21 protein-coding genes are annotated in these 19,236 nt (G+C 25.6%); 2 read left to right on the top strand and 19 right to left on the bottom strand.

Annotated features, from left to right (window positions below):
- Positions 1-24: 24 nt before the first annotated feature.
- The 3 genes from yqeH to SMONO_RS02115 all read right to left on the bottom strand — a co-directional run bounded on the left by yqeH (position 25) and on the right by SMONO_RS02115 (position 2,894).
- A complete protein-coding gene (yqeH, locus tag SMONO_RS02125; protein WP_101780711.1) occupies positions 25-1,323 on the bottom strand; it encodes a ribosome biogenesis GTPase YqeH in 1,299 nt (432 codons plus the stop codon).
- Positions 1,310-1,894, bottom strand: a complete 585-nt coding sequence (locus SMONO_RS02120) for a YqeG family HAD IIIA-type phosphatase (RefSeq protein ID WP_101780710.1) — start codon at positions 1,892-1,894, stop codon at positions 1,310-1,312. Before SMONO_RS02120 ends, yqeH begins: the two co-directional genes overlap by 14 nt.
- A gap of 64 nt (positions 1,895-1,958) precedes the next feature.
- Positions 1,959-2,894: a hypothetical protein gene (locus tag SMONO_RS02115; protein WP_101780709.1), complete on the bottom strand. Its 936-nt coding sequence runs from the start codon at positions 2,892-2,894 to the stop codon at positions 1,959-1,961.
- 88 nt (positions 2,895-2,982) lie between these two features.
- Here SMONO_RS02115 and SMONO_RS02110 point away from each other — a divergent pair, with 88 nt between their 5' ends.
- A complete protein-coding gene (locus SMONO_RS02110; RefSeq protein WP_101780708.1) occupies positions 2,983-3,816 on the top strand; it encodes a hypothetical protein in 834 nt (277 codons plus the stop codon).
- A 13-nt stretch (positions 3,817-3,829) separates the two neighbouring features.
- On the opposite strand, the gene SMONO_RS02105 is transcribed toward SMONO_RS02110, so the two are convergent.
- The 9 genes from SMONO_RS02105 to rpsU all read right to left on the bottom strand — a co-directional run bounded on the left by SMONO_RS02105 (position 3,830) and on the right by rpsU (position 10,264).
- Positions 3,830-4,585 carry a hypothetical protein gene (locus SMONO_RS02105; RefSeq protein WP_101780707.1) on the bottom strand — a complete coding sequence of 252 codons (756 nt, stop codon included), beginning with the start codon at positions 4,583-4,585 and terminating at the stop codon, positions 3,830-3,832.
- The gene (locus SMONO_RS02100) at positions 4,585-5,454 is read right to left on the bottom strand and encodes a hypothetical protein (RefSeq protein WP_101780706.1); all 870 of its coding nucleotides are present in this window, start codon (positions 5,452-5,454) and stop codon (positions 4,585-4,587) included. Before SMONO_RS02100 ends, SMONO_RS02105 begins: the two co-directional genes overlap by 1 nt.
- 51 nt (positions 5,455-5,505) lie before the next feature.
- The gene (locus SMONO_RS02095; protein ID WP_101780705.1) at positions 5,506-6,021 is read right to left on the bottom strand and encodes a hypothetical protein; all 516 of its coding nucleotides are present in this window, start codon (positions 6,019-6,021) and stop codon (positions 5,506-5,508) included.
- Between the two features lie 63 nt (positions 6,022-6,084).
- The gene (locus SMONO_RS04295; protein WP_169918212.1) at positions 6,085-6,567 is read right to left on the bottom strand and encodes a hypothetical protein; all 483 of its coding nucleotides are present in this window, start codon (positions 6,565-6,567) and stop codon (positions 6,085-6,087) included.
- 321 nt (positions 6,568-6,888) lie between these two features.
- Positions 6,889-7,737, bottom strand: a complete 849-nt coding sequence (locus tag SMONO_RS02085; protein ID WP_158637896.1) for a S66 peptidase family protein — start codon at positions 7,735-7,737, stop codon at positions 6,889-6,891.
- A gap of 70 nt (positions 7,738-7,807) precedes the next feature.
- Complete coding sequence (gene ruvB / locus SMONO_RS02080) at positions 7,808-8,746, bottom strand: Holliday junction branch migration DNA helicase RuvB (protein ID WP_211277588.1); 939 nt, start codon at positions 8,744-8,746, stop codon at positions 7,808-7,810.
- Complete coding sequence (locus tag SMONO_RS02075; protein WP_101780702.1) at positions 8,736-9,287, bottom strand: Holliday junction ATP-dependent DNA helicase RuvA; 552 nt, start codon at positions 9,285-9,287, stop codon at positions 8,736-8,738. Before SMONO_RS02075 ends, ruvB begins: the two co-directional genes overlap by 11 nt.
- Before the next feature lie 68 nt (positions 9,288-9,355).
- Positions 9,356-10,003, bottom strand: coding sequence for a hypothetical protein (locus SMONO_RS04310; protein ID WP_101780701.1), 648 nt, complete (start codon positions 10,001-10,003; stop codon positions 9,356-9,358).
- A gap of 96 nt (positions 10,004-10,099) precedes the next feature.
- A complete protein-coding gene (gene rpsU / locus SMONO_RS02065; protein WP_101780700.1) occupies positions 10,100-10,264 on the bottom strand; it encodes a 30S ribosomal protein S21 in 165 nt (54 codons plus the stop codon).
- 132 nt (positions 10,265-10,396) lie between these two features.
- Between rpsU and coaBC the strand changes: the two genes are divergently transcribed.
- Entirely contained in the window at positions 10,397-11,572 is a 1,176-nt protein-coding gene (gene coaBC, locus SMONO_RS02060) for a bifunctional phosphopantothenoylcysteine decarboxylase/phosphopantothenate--cysteine ligase CoaBC (RefSeq protein WP_101780699.1), read from the top strand.
- Positions 11,573-11,583: 11 nt separating this feature from the next.
- Here coaBC and SMONO_RS02055 read toward each other — a convergent pair whose 3' ends face one another.
- From SMONO_RS02055 to nagA, 7 genes are all read right to left on the bottom strand, one after another.
- A complete protein-coding gene (locus SMONO_RS02055; RefSeq protein ID WP_101780698.1) occupies positions 11,584-13,332 on the bottom strand; it encodes a PTS transporter subunit EIIC in 1,749 nt (582 codons plus the stop codon).
- Between the two features lie 71 nt (positions 13,333-13,403).
- Positions 13,404-13,916, bottom strand: coding sequence for a GNAT family N-acetyltransferase (locus tag SMONO_RS02050; protein WP_101780697.1), 513 nt, complete (start codon positions 13,914-13,916; stop codon positions 13,404-13,406).
- A gap of 64 nt (positions 13,917-13,980) precedes the next feature.
- A complete protein-coding gene (locus tag SMONO_RS02045) occupies positions 13,981-15,783 on the bottom strand; it encodes a hypothetical protein (RefSeq protein WP_101780696.1) in 1,803 nt (600 codons plus the stop codon).
- Positions 15,784-15,863: 80 nt separating this feature from the next.
- A complete protein-coding gene (deoC, locus tag SMONO_RS02040; protein ID WP_101780695.1) occupies positions 15,864-16,526 on the bottom strand; it encodes a deoxyribose-phosphate aldolase in 663 nt (220 codons plus the stop codon).
- A 1-nt stretch (position 16,527) separates the two neighbouring features.
- Entirely contained in the window at positions 16,528-17,508 is a 981-nt protein-coding gene (locus SMONO_RS02035) for a Gfo/Idh/MocA family protein (protein ID WP_158637895.1), read from the bottom strand.
- On the bottom strand, positions 17,501-18,070 hold the full coding sequence (locus SMONO_RS02030; protein WP_101780693.1) for a hypothetical protein: 570 nt from the start codon (positions 18,068-18,070) through the stop codon (positions 17,501-17,503). The genes SMONO_RS02035 and SMONO_RS02030 overlap by 8 nt, the downstream gene beginning before the upstream one ends.
- The gene (nagA, locus tag SMONO_RS02025) at positions 18,060-19,202 is read right to left on the bottom strand and encodes an N-acetylglucosamine-6-phosphate deacetylase (protein ID WP_101780692.1); all 1,143 of its coding nucleotides are present in this window, start codon (positions 19,200-19,202) and stop codon (positions 18,060-18,062) included. Before nagA ends, SMONO_RS02030 begins: the two co-directional genes overlap by 11 nt.
- Positions 19,203-19,236 lie beyond the last annotated feature (34 nt).

The raw sequence follows: 19,236 nt of genomic DNA, 5'->3' as shown, positions 1-19,236 counted from the left end.
AACCCTTATGATTGCTTTTGCGTATTAAATTAGAGCTTCTAATTCGCTTACTTTTACACCATATTCAGTTTTTGGAACAGTAACTGATAATTTCATACCATCATAAGATTTAAAATTAATTCAGCCTAATCCAGAAATGTGGATATCCACTTTCTTTTCTTTATCATAACTAAATGTATGAGTTTCAAAATCTATATCTTTGTCCAATAATCTTGGAGCTAGTGAGTGACGATTCTTTTTAAAGTATCTTTGTGCATTTTCAGCTTTTGTTCTATGCAATGGTAATTGCTTGTTTACATATAAATGGAAACCTGTTTTAGCCTCTTTACCATTCTTTTCGTTATAAGCTTGACCCTCTTCAAATGTAAATCAAGCAAGTCCTCCATAAAATATTGATTGACCTTGATTTAATTGATAAGTAACTTGTTTAATTTCTTTTTGGAAAAAGAAGAAGTCTCAGTAACTAGGAGCTGTTGCTATAGCGATGTGATTGTGCTTTACAAGTCCTGGTGTGTCATATACAAAGTTTTTTTCTGTAAAGTTAATTTTGATTTTATCTAAAGTAGTATTTACATATTTAGAAGTAACAATTGAAGGTATTTGCTGATTTAATTTTAAACATGCATTCATCAAACTTGATTTACCAGCATTTGAAATACCAACAATATATTGATCATATTCAACTGATTTAAGTTCATTTACAAGTGCATAAACATAATCTTGCTTAATTGAACTTGTAAGTAATATTTTTGAATCACGTATTGGTGAATCTGAAAAGAACTTTTTAACATAATTAAATATTTTTGTTTTTTTAACTGATTTAGGGAATAAATCTATTTTATTCACAACAATAATAACTTCTTTTTTGGAAATTAATTGTTCCAATCAAGTTAATCTACTTCCTGGTAAATCAAAAATATCTACAACATAGTAATATCTAATTTTTTTACTTGTTGAATTAATTTCATCAATAATATTAATAAAGTCTTGGTCATTTATTTCTTGTTCAACAAGTTTGTTGTAATATTTTATTTTAAAACATCTTAAACACAAATCTTGTTTTTCAATATTTAAACTAAATCCAGGTAGTCTGTCATCAACAGTTTGAAGTTCTCTTCCACAACCAATACACTTTTTAGGACCTGTTGAATTAAAGTTTGTAGTATTTCCCACCCCTGGTTTAGCCTCTGTTAAAGTAACTTTATTTTTCTGCTTAACTTTTATAACCGGTTCTGCTGCTGCATTCATTTGTAAAGCTTGATCTTCAAGTTCTTCTATTTGTTTTTCAATTTCATTTATTTTATCGTTATTAGAGAATTTCATAATTGCCCCCTATTTCCCCTTCGTTATAGAACCCTTCATGTAAGATGTTCTTTTGTGATAGTTTTTTTGATATAAATTTTTCAAAGAATTGAACCGTTTTACTCTCTTCTTTGTTTCTACTTAAAGGTGATACTAAGATACTCTTTATATGAGCTCTATTGGCAACTAATACATCGGTTACAAGTTGATCACCTATTAAAATCATTTCTTCTTCTTTGTAATTAAAAAGTCTTTTAACAACTTTCATTTTACCAAGAAGTGGTTTTTTGCAATCTCAAAAGTAATTTTTAATCCCTGCTTTTTTGGCAAAGTTCTCAACCCTACTTCTAATGTTGTTTGAAAAAAGTACAAACTCCATATTTTGAGAATAAACATTTTTAATAAAGTTTATTACATCTGGAGAAGGTATTCTTTCATTTCATCCTATTAGTGTGTTATCCATATCACACATAACAAGTTTTATACCACTATTTTTTAGAGAAGCTAAGTTAACCTTGCTATAACTTTCAAGATAAATTGAGGGTTTGAAGTAGTTTAATAGTAAAAAATTGTTACCTTTTTTATTTGCCATCTTCTCACCTCTAATTGATAATATAATTATACCAATTTTATTGAATTATATGTTTTTGATAAGTTTAATATTTCTTAATGTAACTATTTTTTGAATAAGGTACATGAGTAAATTCATATACAAATGATAAAAATTCTAAAACCTTAAGCACATCATTATAACAATGATCAATAACCCTTTTAACATTTTTGTTCATATTTTTGTATGTTTCAAAATCAATTTTTGCGTTTACATCTTTTGAAAAAAATGAATAAGCATTACAACACATTGTATAAATATCTTCTTTTTCGTCTTTTAAAAGGTTTTGATTTATCTCTTCAAATCAGTCAAAGAATTTTTTGGTTCCAGTTAAAGCTATCATTTCATCACTTTGTTTACCTTTTGGCAAGTTCTCTCTTTTTCAAAATTCTTCACCCGTTTTAGTTGTGTTTGAAAATGAAAATGTTTTTTCTAAGATATCATATATGTCAAAGTAATTGGCATTTAACTCTTTTGTTTCTTTATTATAAAAAGCCATTTTTAAAGTTTTTCGTGCAAATAGCTTTTTGTTTTCATTAATTCATTGATTAATTATTTTAATATCATTGCTAGCTCCAGCACAAACAATGGTTCTTATCTCTTTGTTTCTGCACATATTCAAAAAAGAAATAATCATTTTTGAATATTGATCAAAAAAATCATAAGTTTTATCATTAAAGTTACGCTTAATTGTAATTGATTTGATAGCCTTTTTATTATCTCTATTAGAAATCTCTTTTAATGATTTGGCAAATGAATATTGAATAACATAAACTAAGTCCTTATTAGAATCACTATACAATTTTTTGTCATTATTTCCATTATCATGAGAGTGATTAAAAAACTCTGTGTCTAATACAATAATTGGGAATTGAATGTTTTCTAATATTTTTTTAGAAGTTTCTCTGTCAAATCTAAAATTTTGATTTTCATTTAATAAAAAGAATCCATCATCAATAATTTGTATTGAATTTCTTTTCATATTAATACCTACTTTAGTTAGATAATATCATATTTTTAAGTACAAAAATGAGTGAATATAAGATATTATATTTCTAAAGGTGATTTAAATGCAAAACAAGAAGAATTTTAAACAATACATTGATGAAATTTCAACAGATTGATTTAAAAAATTTATTAATGAGAAAATTGATATTTTTAGAAATGGTTTTTTAGAAGATAACGATCAAGGTTTTGGTGATTTTAAACCAGATGTTAATGTTACATCTTACATTTTAAACAAAGTAAAAGCTGACATTGAAAGTATTAGTAACTACAATGAAATAAAAAAATTTATTTCAAAATACAGTTTGAATGTTGATGGAAAAGAGGATTTAAAAAGCGCTGGAGACGCAGCGCAATTGGAACTCATTGAAACAATTCAAAAAAATCCTGATAATATTCAAGAGAAAATTACTGAATTAATTATGAAAATGCAAATCAACAATATTACAAAAAACTTAGAAAAGTCTCTAAATGTAATAGAAATATTGGCGAGCAAACTTGGAGAAGATACCGCTATTGAAGATATAGAATATGAAGACCTAATTTATATTCTGGATAACAACTTACAAAAGAGTTTGGATAAAATAAGAAGATGGAATTTAGAAAATCCAAAACACAGTGAATTTTATGAAGAAGAAATGAAGATACTTGAAAGTGATGCGGACTTTGATAAAAAGAAAGAAGCTAGCGAAATTATCGAACACTTCTTTTCTAATGTAATTGGTGAGGAAATTGATGAAAAAGAAATGGAAGATATTGATGTAGAAAACTTAAATGAGAGATCAAAAATAATAGTTTTCAACAAAGGTATTATGATAAGTGAAGAGTTAAGAGGAAAAATTGAACTTATCTCTATAATTTATAAAAATAGTGATTTATTCAAAAAAAATAATGCTTAGACATTATTTTTTTTTATACAAATTTATATTCAACCCCATCAATTGTCATTGTCTTATTTCCAGAAAAAATAATTTTGCCATCTAAGTTTAAATTCATTTTAGATAAAGTGCTAGATGATAATCTTGAAATAAATCTCTCTTTTTGATTATTTTCAATATTTCCAATTATTTGATATGCCCCATCTATCTTTTTATCACTAACTTTTAATCCAAAACCTATACCTTCAATTATTTTATTAATAAAGGAAAAGGTTTCTTCTTTATTGAGAGGATTTGGGGAATTATTAATAGAAGCTAATATTTTCCCTTGTTCTTTTCAACCTTTTTTAATTGTTAAAGCAAGATCTGATTGCAATGTTGTTTCGTAATTCTCTCCATCAACTTTTACATCAATTGAATTTACAAATATATTCTCAACAACAATTGTCATTCCTGTAAAATCATTTGGAGTTTTTGATTTATAAATTTCATTTAAAATATTTATAAATTCATTATCATCACTTACTATATTTGGATTATCAATCTTATTTGAAGATAAAGATGATTCAAATCCAAAGTGTTCTCATGAATCGTTTATAAAAAATAAATAATTCAAGTCATAAGGTTTTATAACATCTCCATTATCGTTATTGAATAATACATTTATTTCCTTTGTTGTTCCTTGATAACTTTTTGAAGGAATAGATTCTATAGGGTCACACGCAACAGTCAGTGTAGAAAATGATGGTGCAATTAAAAAACTAGAAAGTATTGTAAGAAACTTTTTCATTATTCAACACCCCTGTCACCATCAATGGTGAACTCTATAGTAATATTTTCAATTAGATCATTCCCCATTAAAAAGTTTTTTAAATTATTTGATTCAAATTTATTTCCCTCTTCTTTTTTAGAAAAATTTAGATCACTTTGGTAATGTTCAAAGAAGTTTTGTACTTTAAAAATCTCTTCATCAATTTCACTTTCTTTATCTACTTCAAAAATCAAATTTAAAGTATTTTTTTCAATTTTTGAGTTGCTATTTGCACCTAAAAAATAAGTTAATGTATTCAAATCAAGTTTTATATCACTATCAAACATCAAAAAAATATTTTCTAATGTTTTACTGTTATCTTTAATAATCATTGAATTTTGTTGGGATCAAAGTATTAATTCATCCCCTTCTTTTTTATTATTGAAGTAATAATTTGTACTTGAATGATTTAAATTCATCTCCAAACTTGAATAATCATAGAAAACATCTTGATTAGATTCTGGTGAAATTAAGAATCACTGTGCTAAATCATCAAAAGCATATTGTGTTTCATGGTCTTGTTCTTTGTATTGTGTTTTTAATATACTTTTGCCTTTAAAAGAATTTTTTGAAACGCATTCATATTTTTCACAATCTATCTTTAAATTAATTCCATCACTCTTTAATAAATCATTTATTTCAATGTTATCTGTTGTGTTTTCCTTTTTGTTTAAATTAGGTAGCATTTCAAAATTACCATCTTCGTTATAAAATGCTAAACTAAACGCTTTATTATAATCAGTTTCATAAAAACCTGTTACAACTCCAGTATTGCCACAGGCAGTAACAGCTAAAGTTGAAGAACTTACCATAGTAATGGTAGCTATCAGATTGAGCATCTTTTTCATATTTATCACCAACTAAATTATAGCAAATAAAAAAAGAGATTATTTAATCTCTTACATTTGAGGAATTTCAGTTTTTGGATTTCCTTCTTCTCAGAAGTTAATAGTTAATACGTTTTTGATAAATCTTAATGAAATTTCAATATCATTAATTGGCATTTTTAAGTAACCATTTGTATATCTGGCTGCAATGTGAACCAAAGTTAATGCAACCATTTCAGGTTCTGATTTAATGAAAGTAATTGGGTCCATATTTTTGAATTCATCAAATCCAAAGTTCTCATACATTTCATTTTTAAATGAAATGATACCATTTTCCATTCAGTTTTCAATTAATCAATCTATAATTTTGTTGTGTGTTCCTAATTTATCAGCTATATTTGAATAAACAACTTCTGATGATCATTGTGGAAATTTTTTAATAGCTTCTTCAGCTGATCTAACTATTAAAACATCTCTAAAAGTTTGACCATTGTCACCTTTTCCTTGAATTAAACAAAATGATGTACCATCTGAAAATGTAACTTTTCCTAAACTAGATTTTTTTAAATTATAAATTTTTTTCTCCATTTTTAAATCCCTCCAAAATGTATTTATCAATATTATACACTATTTTTTTAAGTTTTTATAGGTTTATTGATTATGCTTTATTTTTTTATGAAAAGACTTAAATAAAGTATTATTTAAAAATAGTAAAAATACATGATGTAAGATAATTCAAACTGTAAATACTACAGTAAGCAATAACATATAAAGAATTGTTGAAGTTCCTATAAACGGATTTGAAAAATCTAAAAAAGGATACGGTCAAGCAGGTTCAATTCAACCATCTTTCATATACATCTCACCTCTTAAATATATATAAATCATATACAAAAAAGGATAGAGTATTGTTAAATAGATACCACTTTTCTTATATAAATCACTGTATTTATAAAGTTCATTTCCCATTGTAAAAAAATATAACAATAATAAACTTAAAGGAGCTATAAAATGAGTGACCAATGTGCATATTGCTTGACCCTTTGTGTATTGTAATACATCATCTTCACTTAAATTTAAATAATATATAATTCCTGATCAAAATATTATAAATACTATTAAGTTCCAATTCATTATAACCATTCTAAAATTGTCGCTCGATATTCCATATTTTCTTTTATTGTGATTTATTACATAAAATATTAACCAAAATATAGTCATTATGTTTACTTGCACAGAAAAGAAACTCATTAATACATCAAAATTAACAAAATATTTGAGTTTAAAACCATTTGGTTTTTCTTTTATATATCAAAATTCCTTAAATACACATAAATATAATCCTCAAAAAAGAAAAATTATAGAAGTGATTAAAATTATTAAGTGACTTCATCATATTAAATTTTTATAATAAACTTTATTCAAGACTTCCCAACGTTCTATCTAAAGTTAATGCTATTGTGTAATTTTATTATTTTTAAAATCTATAATTACTTCCCTATTCAATTTAACTATTTCAATATCTTCAGACATCATACCTTTTATACCCGCAACCAAATTTGCTTTTGCTATTTTCTTAAACCCAAGCAAGAAACTTTCTAATAATTCTTGATTTTCCATTACAGATTCACAAATAATTATTGCTTTTAATTTATTTATTATTTTTAATTTAGTTAATTTTTCAATTACTTCTTCTACATCTTTTTTGGTTTCAAATATACCATCAATCAATAGAACATCTTTTTTAGATACCTTATTGATGTATCCAGTTGAATACATTTCTATATATGAATTTATTTCTCCTCCAACTAAATTTCCCTTTACTACTTTTTTACCAAAAAACTTTGCACTCTGAGTGTTTAGTTCTTCTAACTTATTTTGTTTTGTAGATTTTTGAATTAGATCAATGTAAATAGTTTCTTTAGAATCTAAATTAAAGTTACTTATAAAGTTTGGACCATACAAAACTGTATTGTTGGTAAATTTTATAATCGAATTTAAAAAAGGAGTTACAAAAGAATTACCACAAAAAATAGTTTGTGACTTTGATATTTTTTTTCAATTAACTTTTTTTATAAAGTTAATTTCATTCTTTTTACAAAATGTTGGAATTGCTATTAACGGCTTTCTATCGATAAGTCTTTCAAAGTCCTCTTTAATTTCTTGCTCTTTGTTTTCTGTGTAGGAATCATTTGGAACTAAAACATTAAATCCTTTGCCTTGAAAGAACTCCACTGATTGTTTGAAATCATTTATATCAGATTCTTCTATACTATCTATAATATTAAAAGCTGCTATTTTCATATTTTTCCCTCTTAAATATGATTTTACCATTATGGTTGCTTTAATTAGCTAAAAAATAAAGTAAATGTTTTTACAAATTATTTTTAAGTCATTCTTTTCCTTTAGAAGTTATCCTTCTTCCTTTAATTGTTTTTTCAATTAAAAAATTCCTAATTAATATGGGTTCAATGTTTTTAATTATAATTTGTTGAGATAAACCTAAAACTTGTTGTATAGTTTCTATTCCTAAATAATTATGTTCATTTACTAATTTCAAATACAATACTTCTTGACTATTTAGACCTGAATCGTATATTTCCATTTTATTAAAAATATCTTTAATTAGATTTATGTTCAATTCTTTTATATCAGAAATGATTATGTAATCATAAATTCTTTTTAACAAATTAATTGCTATTCTAGGAGTGTTTTGACAAAACTTTGAAATAAAATTTATAACTTCCTCTTTTAAATTAACATTCAATTTCTTACAATTTATTTTTATAATTTCAGAAATTTCAATTTCATTGTAATGCCTGAAATGAAATGATATTGGAAATCTATTAATAAAAGGTGTTGCGAGTTTGTTAATCTCCGTGGTTGCACCTATCAAGCTAAAATTTGGTATTTTAATGTTAACAACCTTAGAATTATAATCTTTTCCAATAATTATATTCAACTTGTTATCTTCAAGTACGGGATAAAGTATTTCAAATACTTCTTTTGAAACAGAATGAATTTCGTCTATGAATAATATTTCATTTTCTTTGATTGCAGTTAATGGAGAGATTATGTCACTTGGTTTTTGAAGACTGGGTCCATTTAAAATATATATTTTCTTATTCATTATTTTAGAAACTAGGAGCCCCAGGCTTGTTTTACCAAGACCAGATGCACCATATATTAATATATGATCTAAATTCTTTTGCCTCTTTTTAGCTGACTGAACAAAGACATTTAAGTTATCAATTATATTTTTTTGTCCTATAAATTCATCAAGACATGAAGGTCTAAAAATATTATTTTCCATATGAATTTAAATTTAAAATGGCTCTTTCTAGAATTAAGTCTTCACTTAAAGTAAAATCAATTTTATTAATTGATTTATAAATGTCTGATATTTTATATCCAAGTTTGTTTAATGTGTTTATAATATTCATTTGCTTTGAATTATATTTTACTTTAAATAATTTACTTCTAACTTCTTGAATAACTTTTTTGCAGATTGATTCAGATAATTTTGTAGAAACCATTAACCGGTTAATATCTTGTTCCTTACAAATTTTTATAACCTCTTTATAATTAAGATTTGTAAACAGTTTTTTTATTGTAGTTATTCCAATATTTTTAATATTCAAAATTATTTCACATATTTCTCTTGCTTTTATTTCTAAGAAAAATAATATTTCGTTTATATAATCATTTTCATATTTGATAGTATACATTAATATTTCTTGATCTATTAACAATTCTTCTTTGAACATCTTAATACCCTTATAACCAATTCCATTAATTTCTACAGTTATATATTCACCATTAAAGTCCTTTATTTTTGATTTCAAATAATACATAAAATCACCTCAAACAATTAATCGATTAAAATAAAAAAAAGAACCCAAATTTGGTTTCTTTTATATAATTATTTTTTTGCTGTAGTTTTTTTAGCAGCTGGCTTTTTAGCAGCTGATGTAGTTTTTTTAGTAGTAGTTTTAGCAGTTGAAGCAGCTTTAGTAATTTTTGATTTCCCAGTTGCCTTAATTTTAGTTGCAGCTACAGAATCTTGAACTTTTTTACTATTTCTAGCCATTTCTTCTTCTCTCATTTTTCTTATCGGATCTTTATCAGAACCATAATTTAATGAGTTTAATTTACTTTTACCTGATTTTGATTTTTCAATATTGTTTTGAAAGAATCTCATTCTTTCTTCTCTAATTTCAGTTGCTCTTGCTTTTGTTAGAGGTTTTTTCTCTATCAAGAATCTTTTTCTGATATCTTCAATATCGTTACTTGTACCAAAACTTAACGCAGCTGCAATTCTTTCTTTTTCTTCAATTGATTTTCTAACTCCTGGAGGTAATGCACTTAGATCTCTTCCAGTTTTAGTTTTTTTAGTTGAAGACAAGTAGTTTGATTGTCTTAACAATTCAACTTTAGAAACACTTTCATTGAAAAGTAACTTAGGTCTTTCAAATGCTTTACCACTTGTCATCTTCTTACTTGATCCTGTTGTTCTTAAACTTTGAATTGCGTTTGTTTTTGAGTTTTTTGGTGTACCTTTTGCTGCCATAATTGCCCCCTTAAATACTATCTAAACAAATATATTATATATTAATTGTTAATAATAAACAAAAAAATACATAAAAAGTTAAAAAAAAAATTGGAATTATCCAAATTTTCTGTTTTGTTTTTGTTTGTAAATACGTTTTTCTTTTTTACTTAAGTGATATTCACGTCTTCTTGCTTCAGATTTATTAGAAGCAGCTACTTTTTGAAAACGTTTTAATGCTTTTTCGATTGGTTCACCTTCGCGTACAACAACACTTGCCATTATTTCAACTCCTAGTCAAAAATAATTATAGATACTTATTTAATTTGTTGCAATAAAAAAGACAAAAAAATTAAAAAAAGTTAAAAAAATAAGTTAAAAAGTAAGATAATAACTTTGAAAGTAAGATAAATTATGAAGAAAAAAATAAATTTAATAGTAACTGGTGGAATTGCTGCTAGTAAATCAAGAGAATTATATGAATTATTAATTAAAAAGTATGAAGTTAGGTTAATTTTAACTAAAAATGCTAAAAAATTTGTAGATTTTAGTGGATTAGATTACTTAGAAAATATTTTTGATCATGATTTTTATGATAATCATCATTATGGAGATCATATTAAATTAGCTTTTGAAAGCACTTTAAACATTGTTTATCCTGCAAGTTATAACTATATTGGAAAAATATCTAGTGGAATTGCTGATGATATGGCGAGTTTAATTTTTTCAGTTTCAAACTATGAAACAATTCTTTTCCCAAGCATGAATACAAATATGTATTTAAATCCAATTTTAGAAAAAAATAAGAAAATTCTTTTAGAAACACAAAGAGTAGAATGAATTGAACCAAAATTTGGGAGATTAGCAAGTGGTCATGAAGGTATTGGTAGAGCTTTAGAGCCAATTGAAGTTGTTGAAATAGTTGAAAGTCACTTATACAAATTTGAAAACTTAAGTAAAAAAACAGTATTAATAAACTTAGGTAAAACAAGAAGTTATATAGATAAAGTAAGATACATTACAAACGCAAGTAGTGGCAAAATGGGTATGGAATTAATAAATATATTAAAAAACAACTCAAAGAGCCTTAAAACAGTCTTTGGAGACACATTAATTCCCATTTTAGAAGATCATAACAATTATTATGTAAAAACAAATCAAGAAATGTTAGATAAAATGATTAAAAATTTTGATAATTCAGATGTTGTTATTTGTTCAGCTGCATTATATGACTTTGAAGTTGAAAATTATAAAGATAAAAAAATAGATAAAAGATCAAGTACTGAAGAAAATTTAAAAATTAACCTAACTCCTGCTATTGATGTTTTAAAAGAACTGGGAAATAAAAAGAAAAAGCAATTTTTAGTTGGTTTTTCATTGGCAAATGATTTTAATCTTGAAAAGGCTTGAAATAAGATAAAAGAAAAAAATTTAGATATGCTTGTTGTCAATTTAACAGAAGCAATGGAATCTAATTATAATCAAGTAAAGATTTTATTAGCAAAAGGTAATGAAGTTATTGAATTTGAAAAATTAAGAAAAAGCGAAGTTGCATTTAAAATTTTAAAAATAATAGATAAAAATATTTAAAAAAAGGATTGTTAATCCTTTTTTTGTTTGTATAGAATAACTTCTTTTGTTAAATTTAATAATTCTAATTTATCATCTCTTATTGCAAGATTGAACTCCCCTTCTGTTTTTTTGATTAAATCAAAATTATTAAGTAATTTAGATGCTTCAGGATTTCTTTTAAATGATATCTTTAAATTATTTTCTATTAAATCAAATTTATTAATATTCTTAATACCTCCAAGTTCATCAATCAATAAGTGCAATGAGTCTCTTAAATTTATAGCTGCTATATTCATTGCTTTTTCTTTTCTTTCAAAAAATCTAAATCAAAAGAAAGCTATTGTAAATATTGTAATTGAAGAGATTACACCAATTACTGGAATTAAATATATCTTTGTATCAGAACCTTTTATTGTTGGTATTACACCACTTAAAGTAAGATCAAAAATACCAGTAGAAAATGATGTTCCTATTTTTACTTTACTCAATGAAGTTATTGCTGCAATAATTCCATTAAAAGGACAATATATCACAAAATAAAATAATGGCATTGAATAACAAAATAAATATTCAACTGGTTCAGTTACTCCTATTAACATTGCACTTAGTGCTGCCGTTATATACATACCCATTTTACTTCTTCTCTCACCTTTTGGAGTTAAAAATAACATTGTAAAACTTAGTGTTGGTAGTACAAAAATCGAGTTAACATACCCTCCAGAAATAAATCTACTTACTCTGAAACCAACATTTCAACAATCATCAGCTGTAATGTAAGAATTTCCAACAATTGCACTTCAAATAAGTTGATCTCCTGTTGCTGAGAATATATCTGTAGTATTTTTAAATCAATTATCTATTATATTTCTGTCAAATTCAGAACCTAATACTTTTAAAATATTCTCTGTAATATTTTCTTGCCCAGTAACTTTAGCTAAACCAATTAAATTAATTACTTGTTCAGCACTTAATTGATCACTTTGTGTTCTTAGTAAATATTGAATTAATAAGTCTTGTTGATATTCTATTAAACTCCCTCCAACTTGTGAATATCACATAGGAGATTGCCATAGCAAACTAGAACCAAAAGGAATCAACATTCTTTGTACTATTCTAAAAATAAATGAATCTATACCTATTGGTGATTTTGCAACACCATTTCCCAAAAAAATCAATGCATAACCTATTAGAGGTCAAATTATTATAAAAATTGATGCAAAACCAATTGAACAAATAATGCTTAAAATTATTGCAAATCTTTCTTTTGCAAAGAACTCTAAACCTTTTGGCAAATTTGTATCTTTAAATCTATTAAATATTAATGTTACATAAGTCCCTATTAAAATACCACCCAAAACCCCAGAATTAAAAGTTTTTATTCCACCAAAAAATAAATCACTTAAATACGCTGAGCTTTGTAATTTTTTTCAAAATCAAATATTAAAATATGTTTTATCTCCATCAGAGATAAAAGAAGCTATAAAAACATTAAAAACTAAATATGAAATTACTCCAGCTAAAACAGCTGATCCCTTATTTGAAGTGAAACCAATTATTATAGCCAATGCGAATCAAATACCAATATTTGCAAAGAGTATTTTACCAATATCTTGCATTACTTTGACTTGAAATGCATTCCCTATTGAATAAATTATTCCAAATAGCGGCATTAAAACTATTACAAAACCAAAACTTGATCCTAATTTTTTAAGAAAACTTTTTAATTTATTTTTAGTGTATCAAGATACATCAAACCCTTTAAATTGTTTTGTTTCCATGTTTAAACCACCTTATATATCGTTATTTTAGCATAAAAGAAAAGCCTCATATTTTATTTACAAAATGAGACTTATGATTTTATTCAATATCTTTTAAAGTTATAACAACCGTCATTTCTTATATCTTCTAGAATTCCATTATTTTTTATTATTACTTTTTCTGAATATAAATTGCTTTCCTTACAAGTTATTAATATATCGCTTATATCATGTTCTTTGCAAATTTTAATTGCTTCTTTTAACAACTGATCTGCTATTCCTTGATTTCTAAACTTTGGAGTAACACAATAACCTATGTGACCACCATAATTTATTAAATGTTCATTTAGAGAGAGTCTTATATTTAAGAAGCCCACAACATCATTTTGTTCATTTAAGGCAATGTATTGTAAAAACGGTACTAATACAGTTTCTGTGTCTTTTGTGTTTATAAATTCTAATCACTCTTCTATAGTACTGTAACCATTTATATTTGAAGAACCAGGTATAGGTCCATTTGGTTTATCAATTATATTTAATTGTTCTAAAGAATCTAAAATATTAGTTTTGTAATTTAAGTTTGGATGAACTAATTTGATTTTCATATTTTTATCTCTCTTTATAGTGATTATAATAAAAAAAGAAAACAAATTATGAGTTTTCTTATTGTTAATATTTTTTAATTAATTTAAATTTTCTTAAGTCCACTTTACTAGAGACATGATTATTTCTTTTTTTCTTTACTTCAAGTTCGTTAAGTTCTTCAAAAGTTATTATATTTAAAGCTTTTTTTCTTTCTAAATAAGAAATCCTTTTTTCATCTTCTTCAAAAATATTCTGCTTTCTGACTTCAGCTGAAATTGTTCCTTTATTTAAAAATGAAATCTTTTCTTGCTTTGTTTGTTCTACAAATTTTGATTCTTCGACTTTTTTGGGTTGCTCAACTTGTTTTGGTTTTTCTATAACTTTAGGTTTTTCAGTCACTTTTATTTTTTCTTGATTTGATTCTTTAGTAACTTTTACTTCTTTAATTAGTTTTGGTTGCTCAACTGATTTCGATTTTTCTATCACTTTGGGTTGTTCGATTTTAATATTTTTATCATTTTTTGATTCAATTTTTTCTGATTTTTCTTTTATTGTCTTTACAGCATTAAATGCTTTTTGTTTTGAATTTAAAGATTGGGAAACAGTTCCAGCTTTTCATTTTTTTTCTAAAATTTGATAAGTTGTTTCTATTTTTCTTTTTTCTTTTTTTACATTTTCTTCAAAATTTTCATTAAGTTTTTTCTTCTTGTTTTCTAATTCTCTAAGTTCTTGGATTTTCTTTTCTTGTTTTAATTTTGTAAGTTCTTTTTTTATATCTTCTTTTTCTTTATTTATTTTTTCAATTTGTCTGTCTTTTGCTTTGGATTTTTTCTTTATCTTTTTGATTATTTTTTCAGCTTCAGAATTTTTAGATGCGATCTTATTTTCTCCTAATTCTGATTGGCTATTTTTTTTTACATCTTTTTGACTTTTTTCTTTGACATTTTTGGTCTTAATTTTTTTTGAATCTTGAACTTTTTTACTTGCCTTTTCTACATTTTTTGAATATTTAGGATATTCTATGGCTTCATAACTATCTTCAGGACCAAATCCTGGAACATCAAAGAAAGTTTCTAAATCTATTTCTAATGTTTGAGTACTTCCTGTTTTACTTTTTTTCTCATTCAAATTTTTAATATCATTTTGAAGTTTTTCAAAATTAGTTTTATCATTTTCATTTAAAAAATCTTTTTTGTTTGATTTGTTATCTATAATTTCATCAGGAATTTTATCAACTGTTTTGTAAGTTTGAATAGCTTCTGATATTTCCTTTAATCTTTTATTTGCGAACTTAACCACATTAAGTTTTAACTCTTGGGTTATATCATCATCTTCTAATTTAGCTTTCTTATATTGTCTTTGAGCAACTTTTATTTTTTCTTGTTCTTCTATGATTGCAAGTTCAATTTTTCTTCTTTTATTCGCAAGTTGTTGAAGTTTGACCGTTTCACTCAATTCCTCATCATTATTAATAACCATAGCTTGTTTAAAATCCAATAAAGGTTCAGATGAAGCATTAATTTCTTGAGCTCTTTGTTTTGTCTTGTTCACTCTTTCATTTTCCTGATCATTCTTTAAAAATATTTGTTGAATTCTAAGCAAATTGGTTTGACGATTTTTAGCACCCATTTGGTGCTTTAAGTTTAAACCAGCTCCAATTTGTTGGCTTCTATCATGAGATTGTTGAATAACAAAATCTTCTATTTCTAGAAGTCTTGCTATATATCTTCCGATATTTTCTTTAACATCATCGCTTGAAGCAGAAAATTCAGCTGTAATTAAATTTATTGTTGATGGGTTAATGTTTAAATCGACTAAATCATCTATTCTTTTTCTAACTGATGCAGGTAAATTATAATCATCAATTTCAAAACCGTGTCTTTTCATGAAAATTTGCTCCTTAGCATAAATACATTATTTATATTATACCAAAAAAAGGCACTTTTTTAAAGCAACCTTTTCATTATCTAGTAACCATTTTTGTGTTCTTCACCTTTAACAATAGCAACCCCGCCACTTGTTCCTAAACGATCCGCTCCATTTTCAATCATTTTGATTGCATCATCATAAGTTCTAACCCCACCAGCAGCTTTAACTTTTGCATTATCTTTAACAATTGATTTCATTAAAGCAACATCTTCAAAAGTAGCTCCTCCAGTTGAAAAGCCTGTAGAAGTTTTGACAAATTCTAATTTTGCTTCAAGAGCCAGTTCACAACATTTAGTAATTTCTTCTTTTGTTAACAAACAGTTTTCTAAAATAACTTTTACACAGTTATTAGGAGCAGACGATTTAACAGCTTTCATATCATTTAAAACTAAATCTCAGTTAGCATCCTTTACAGCACCAATATTGATTACCATATCAATTTCTGTAGCTCCATTTTCAATTGCTTGTTTAGTTTCGAATGCTTTAACTTCACTTGTAGTTGCACCTAAAGGAAATCCAACAACTGTTGTAATTCCTACATTTGTTCCCTCTAATAAAGATTTAGCAAAAGTAATTTGCCCTGGATTAATACACACAGTTGCAAAATCAAATTCTTTTGCCTCAGCACATATTTTTTCAATTTCACTTTTTTTAGCATCTGCTTTTAATAAAGTGTGGTCAATATATTTATTTAAATTCATTTTAGTTATCTCCTGATTTTTCTTGATTTTTTTCAACAATATTTAATACTCTAACTGTTTCACAACTAATGTCCAATAAATAATCTCTTAAATTGAAATCATTTTCATAGATCATTTTTAAAAATACTGTTAATTCAAATTCAAACAAATCTTTATCTGCATTTGTTTTGTGAAGTAACTGTTGTTCATTAGAGTTAGTGTTGTAAAAACTTATCTCTTCTAATTGTATAACATTTTTAAAAGTTAATGTTGCAAGATCTGAAAGCAATTCACTTTGAACTCTTCCATTACTTGCCTTACTACAAACAATATTTGTAAGTACATCACTTTCGTGTCTTAAAATTACACAATCATTCATTCCACTACCATTCAATATTTTTTGTCCCATAGATTTTACTTCAACAACAGGTCCAAATAGAGCAATGCTTAATTCTACTGGATAAATTAATAAATCATATGTAGAACCCTTACCTAAGTTGAAATCAAAAACAGAATCATAATGTCCCATTTTTATTTTTTCCATTCTTGATGAATACTTATTCAAATTTAAGTTAGCAATAAATGGTTGATAATCCTTTACAAATTGAAATAAGTGTCCGAATTGAGGTGTGTGGAAAGTCTTATATGCTTCCATTAAAAAAACATTATTCCTTTTTGCAATTTCAAATAACTCTAAAGCTTCATTAAAAGATAAAGTTAATGGTTTTTCTAACAAAACATGTTTTTGTTGTGTCAAAAAGTATTTCGCTTGTTCATAATGTAACCCGTTTGGAGAAGCAATATAGATTGCATCTACTTCATCTAGCATTTGTTCAAAGTTATCAACTGCTTTTGCGTAAAGTTTATTGTTTCTAATTAAATTTTGAGCTCTAGACTTATCTCTAGAATAACAGCAAGTAACTTTGCAGTTGGGATTTTTAATTGCAGCTTCAACAAATTGTTCTGTTATAGAAGATGTTCCTATTGTTCCAATTTTAATCATTGTCTTCCTCCTGCATAAATGGATTAAAGTCTTCCTTTTTATCCAAGACTTTAGTCTTTGACTTTTTAACTTCGTTTTTACTCTCATCTTTAAATCAAATTTGATTAACTATAACTTGTTCAGAAAGTCTTGAGAAACTCTCTAAAATAGAAATAGTAATACCAAATATCATTTGTGTTACTAATAATATAATTATCATTATTTCTATCTTTTCAAATAAAAATGTGAACATTAATATATTTATAAATGTTATTAAAAAAATTAAAGTTATTAAAAGACAAATTATATAAATTAATTTCTTTTCCTTGTTATTGTACTTGTATTCTATTTTCTTGTTTATATCTCTTCTAACAAGAAAAAAAACAAAAAAACAAATAAGAGAAAAAATTAATAACATTATTTGAATTATCAAAAATGATTTTGTTGATAATAGTAAATTTGTTTCATTTCCTTTAAAAACATCAATAAAGGAAACCAATGAAATAGTATAATTTAAAATTAATCCTAAAGTCAACAAGAATTTTGTCATTGTAAAACTTCTTGGGTTAATTTTATCTTTCATATACACTCTTTCCTTCTACAAATGTTTTTATTACTGACATTTCTTTATTTAAAACTACCAAATCAGCAGATTTACCCACCTCAATGCTTCCTGTTTTATTAAAAATATTTAATTGCTTTGCTATATTTATTGAAGTCATTTTTATTAAATCCGTCATTTTTATTTCAGGATTGGCTTCGATCATAGTTCTGATATTATGATCAAAAGTTGCTCCAGCTCCGGCCAAAACACCACTTTCTTTTAGAAATACTTTCATACCTTTTTTAATAACTTCTAGATTTCCTAATTTGTATTCACCATCATCCAAACCCTTTGCGTTCATAGCATCGGTTATAATACAAATATTTTCAGGACCTTTAATCTTATAAATTAACTTTAAAGTGTCTTTTTCAATATGAATTCCATCTGTGATTACTTCACATAAAATATCATCTTTATATAAAGCAAATGAAGCAAGTCCTGGTTCATATTGACTTACCCCACTCATCCCATTAAATAGATGGGTTACATGTCTAAAACCCAATTCATAATCTTTTTCACATTGTGAAAAACTCATATTTGTATGTCCAACACTAGGTAATATATTGTTTTCTAACATAAATTTAGTAAAACTTCCATCTTGCAAGTCAGCTGCATAAGTAACAATTCTTATATTGTCATCAGAATATTTAATAAGTTTTTTTAGTGATTCAATATTTGGGTCTTCTAAAAGAGACAATTCATGGGCACCTTTTTTTTCTTTAGATATAAAAGGACCTTCTAGGTGTATACCCAAGCATTTTGCCCCAATCATATCATTTTTCATAAATTTTGAGAACTCCCCTAGGTATCTCTCATTATTTTCTTTAGAGTTTGTTACACTGCCTTGTACATAGCTTGTGATTCCTTCTTGAGTTACTTTTTTTGAAAATTGTTCAAAAGCTTCAATTTTTCCACTTTCAAAGTCAACTCCATATCCACCATGAACATGACAATCTATGAATCCAGGCATCAATCAATTACCTTCAAGATCAACGCCATCTTTATCAGCTGTTCCTTCATTAATTGATATTATTTTTTTGTCTTCGATTTCAATTCATCCATTTTCAATGATGTTATTCTCTAAAACAATTTTTGTATTCTTTAGTATCATCTCTCTAACTCCTAACAACTATATTTTAAGTCAA

The organism is Spiroplasma monobiae MQ-1 (genome assembly GCF_002865545.1).
GTDB lineage: Bacteria > Bacillota_I > Bacilli_A > Mycoplasmatales > Mycoplasmataceae > Spiroplasma_A > Spiroplasma_A monobiae.
This window is presented reverse-complemented; position numbering and strand designations above follow the sequence as displayed.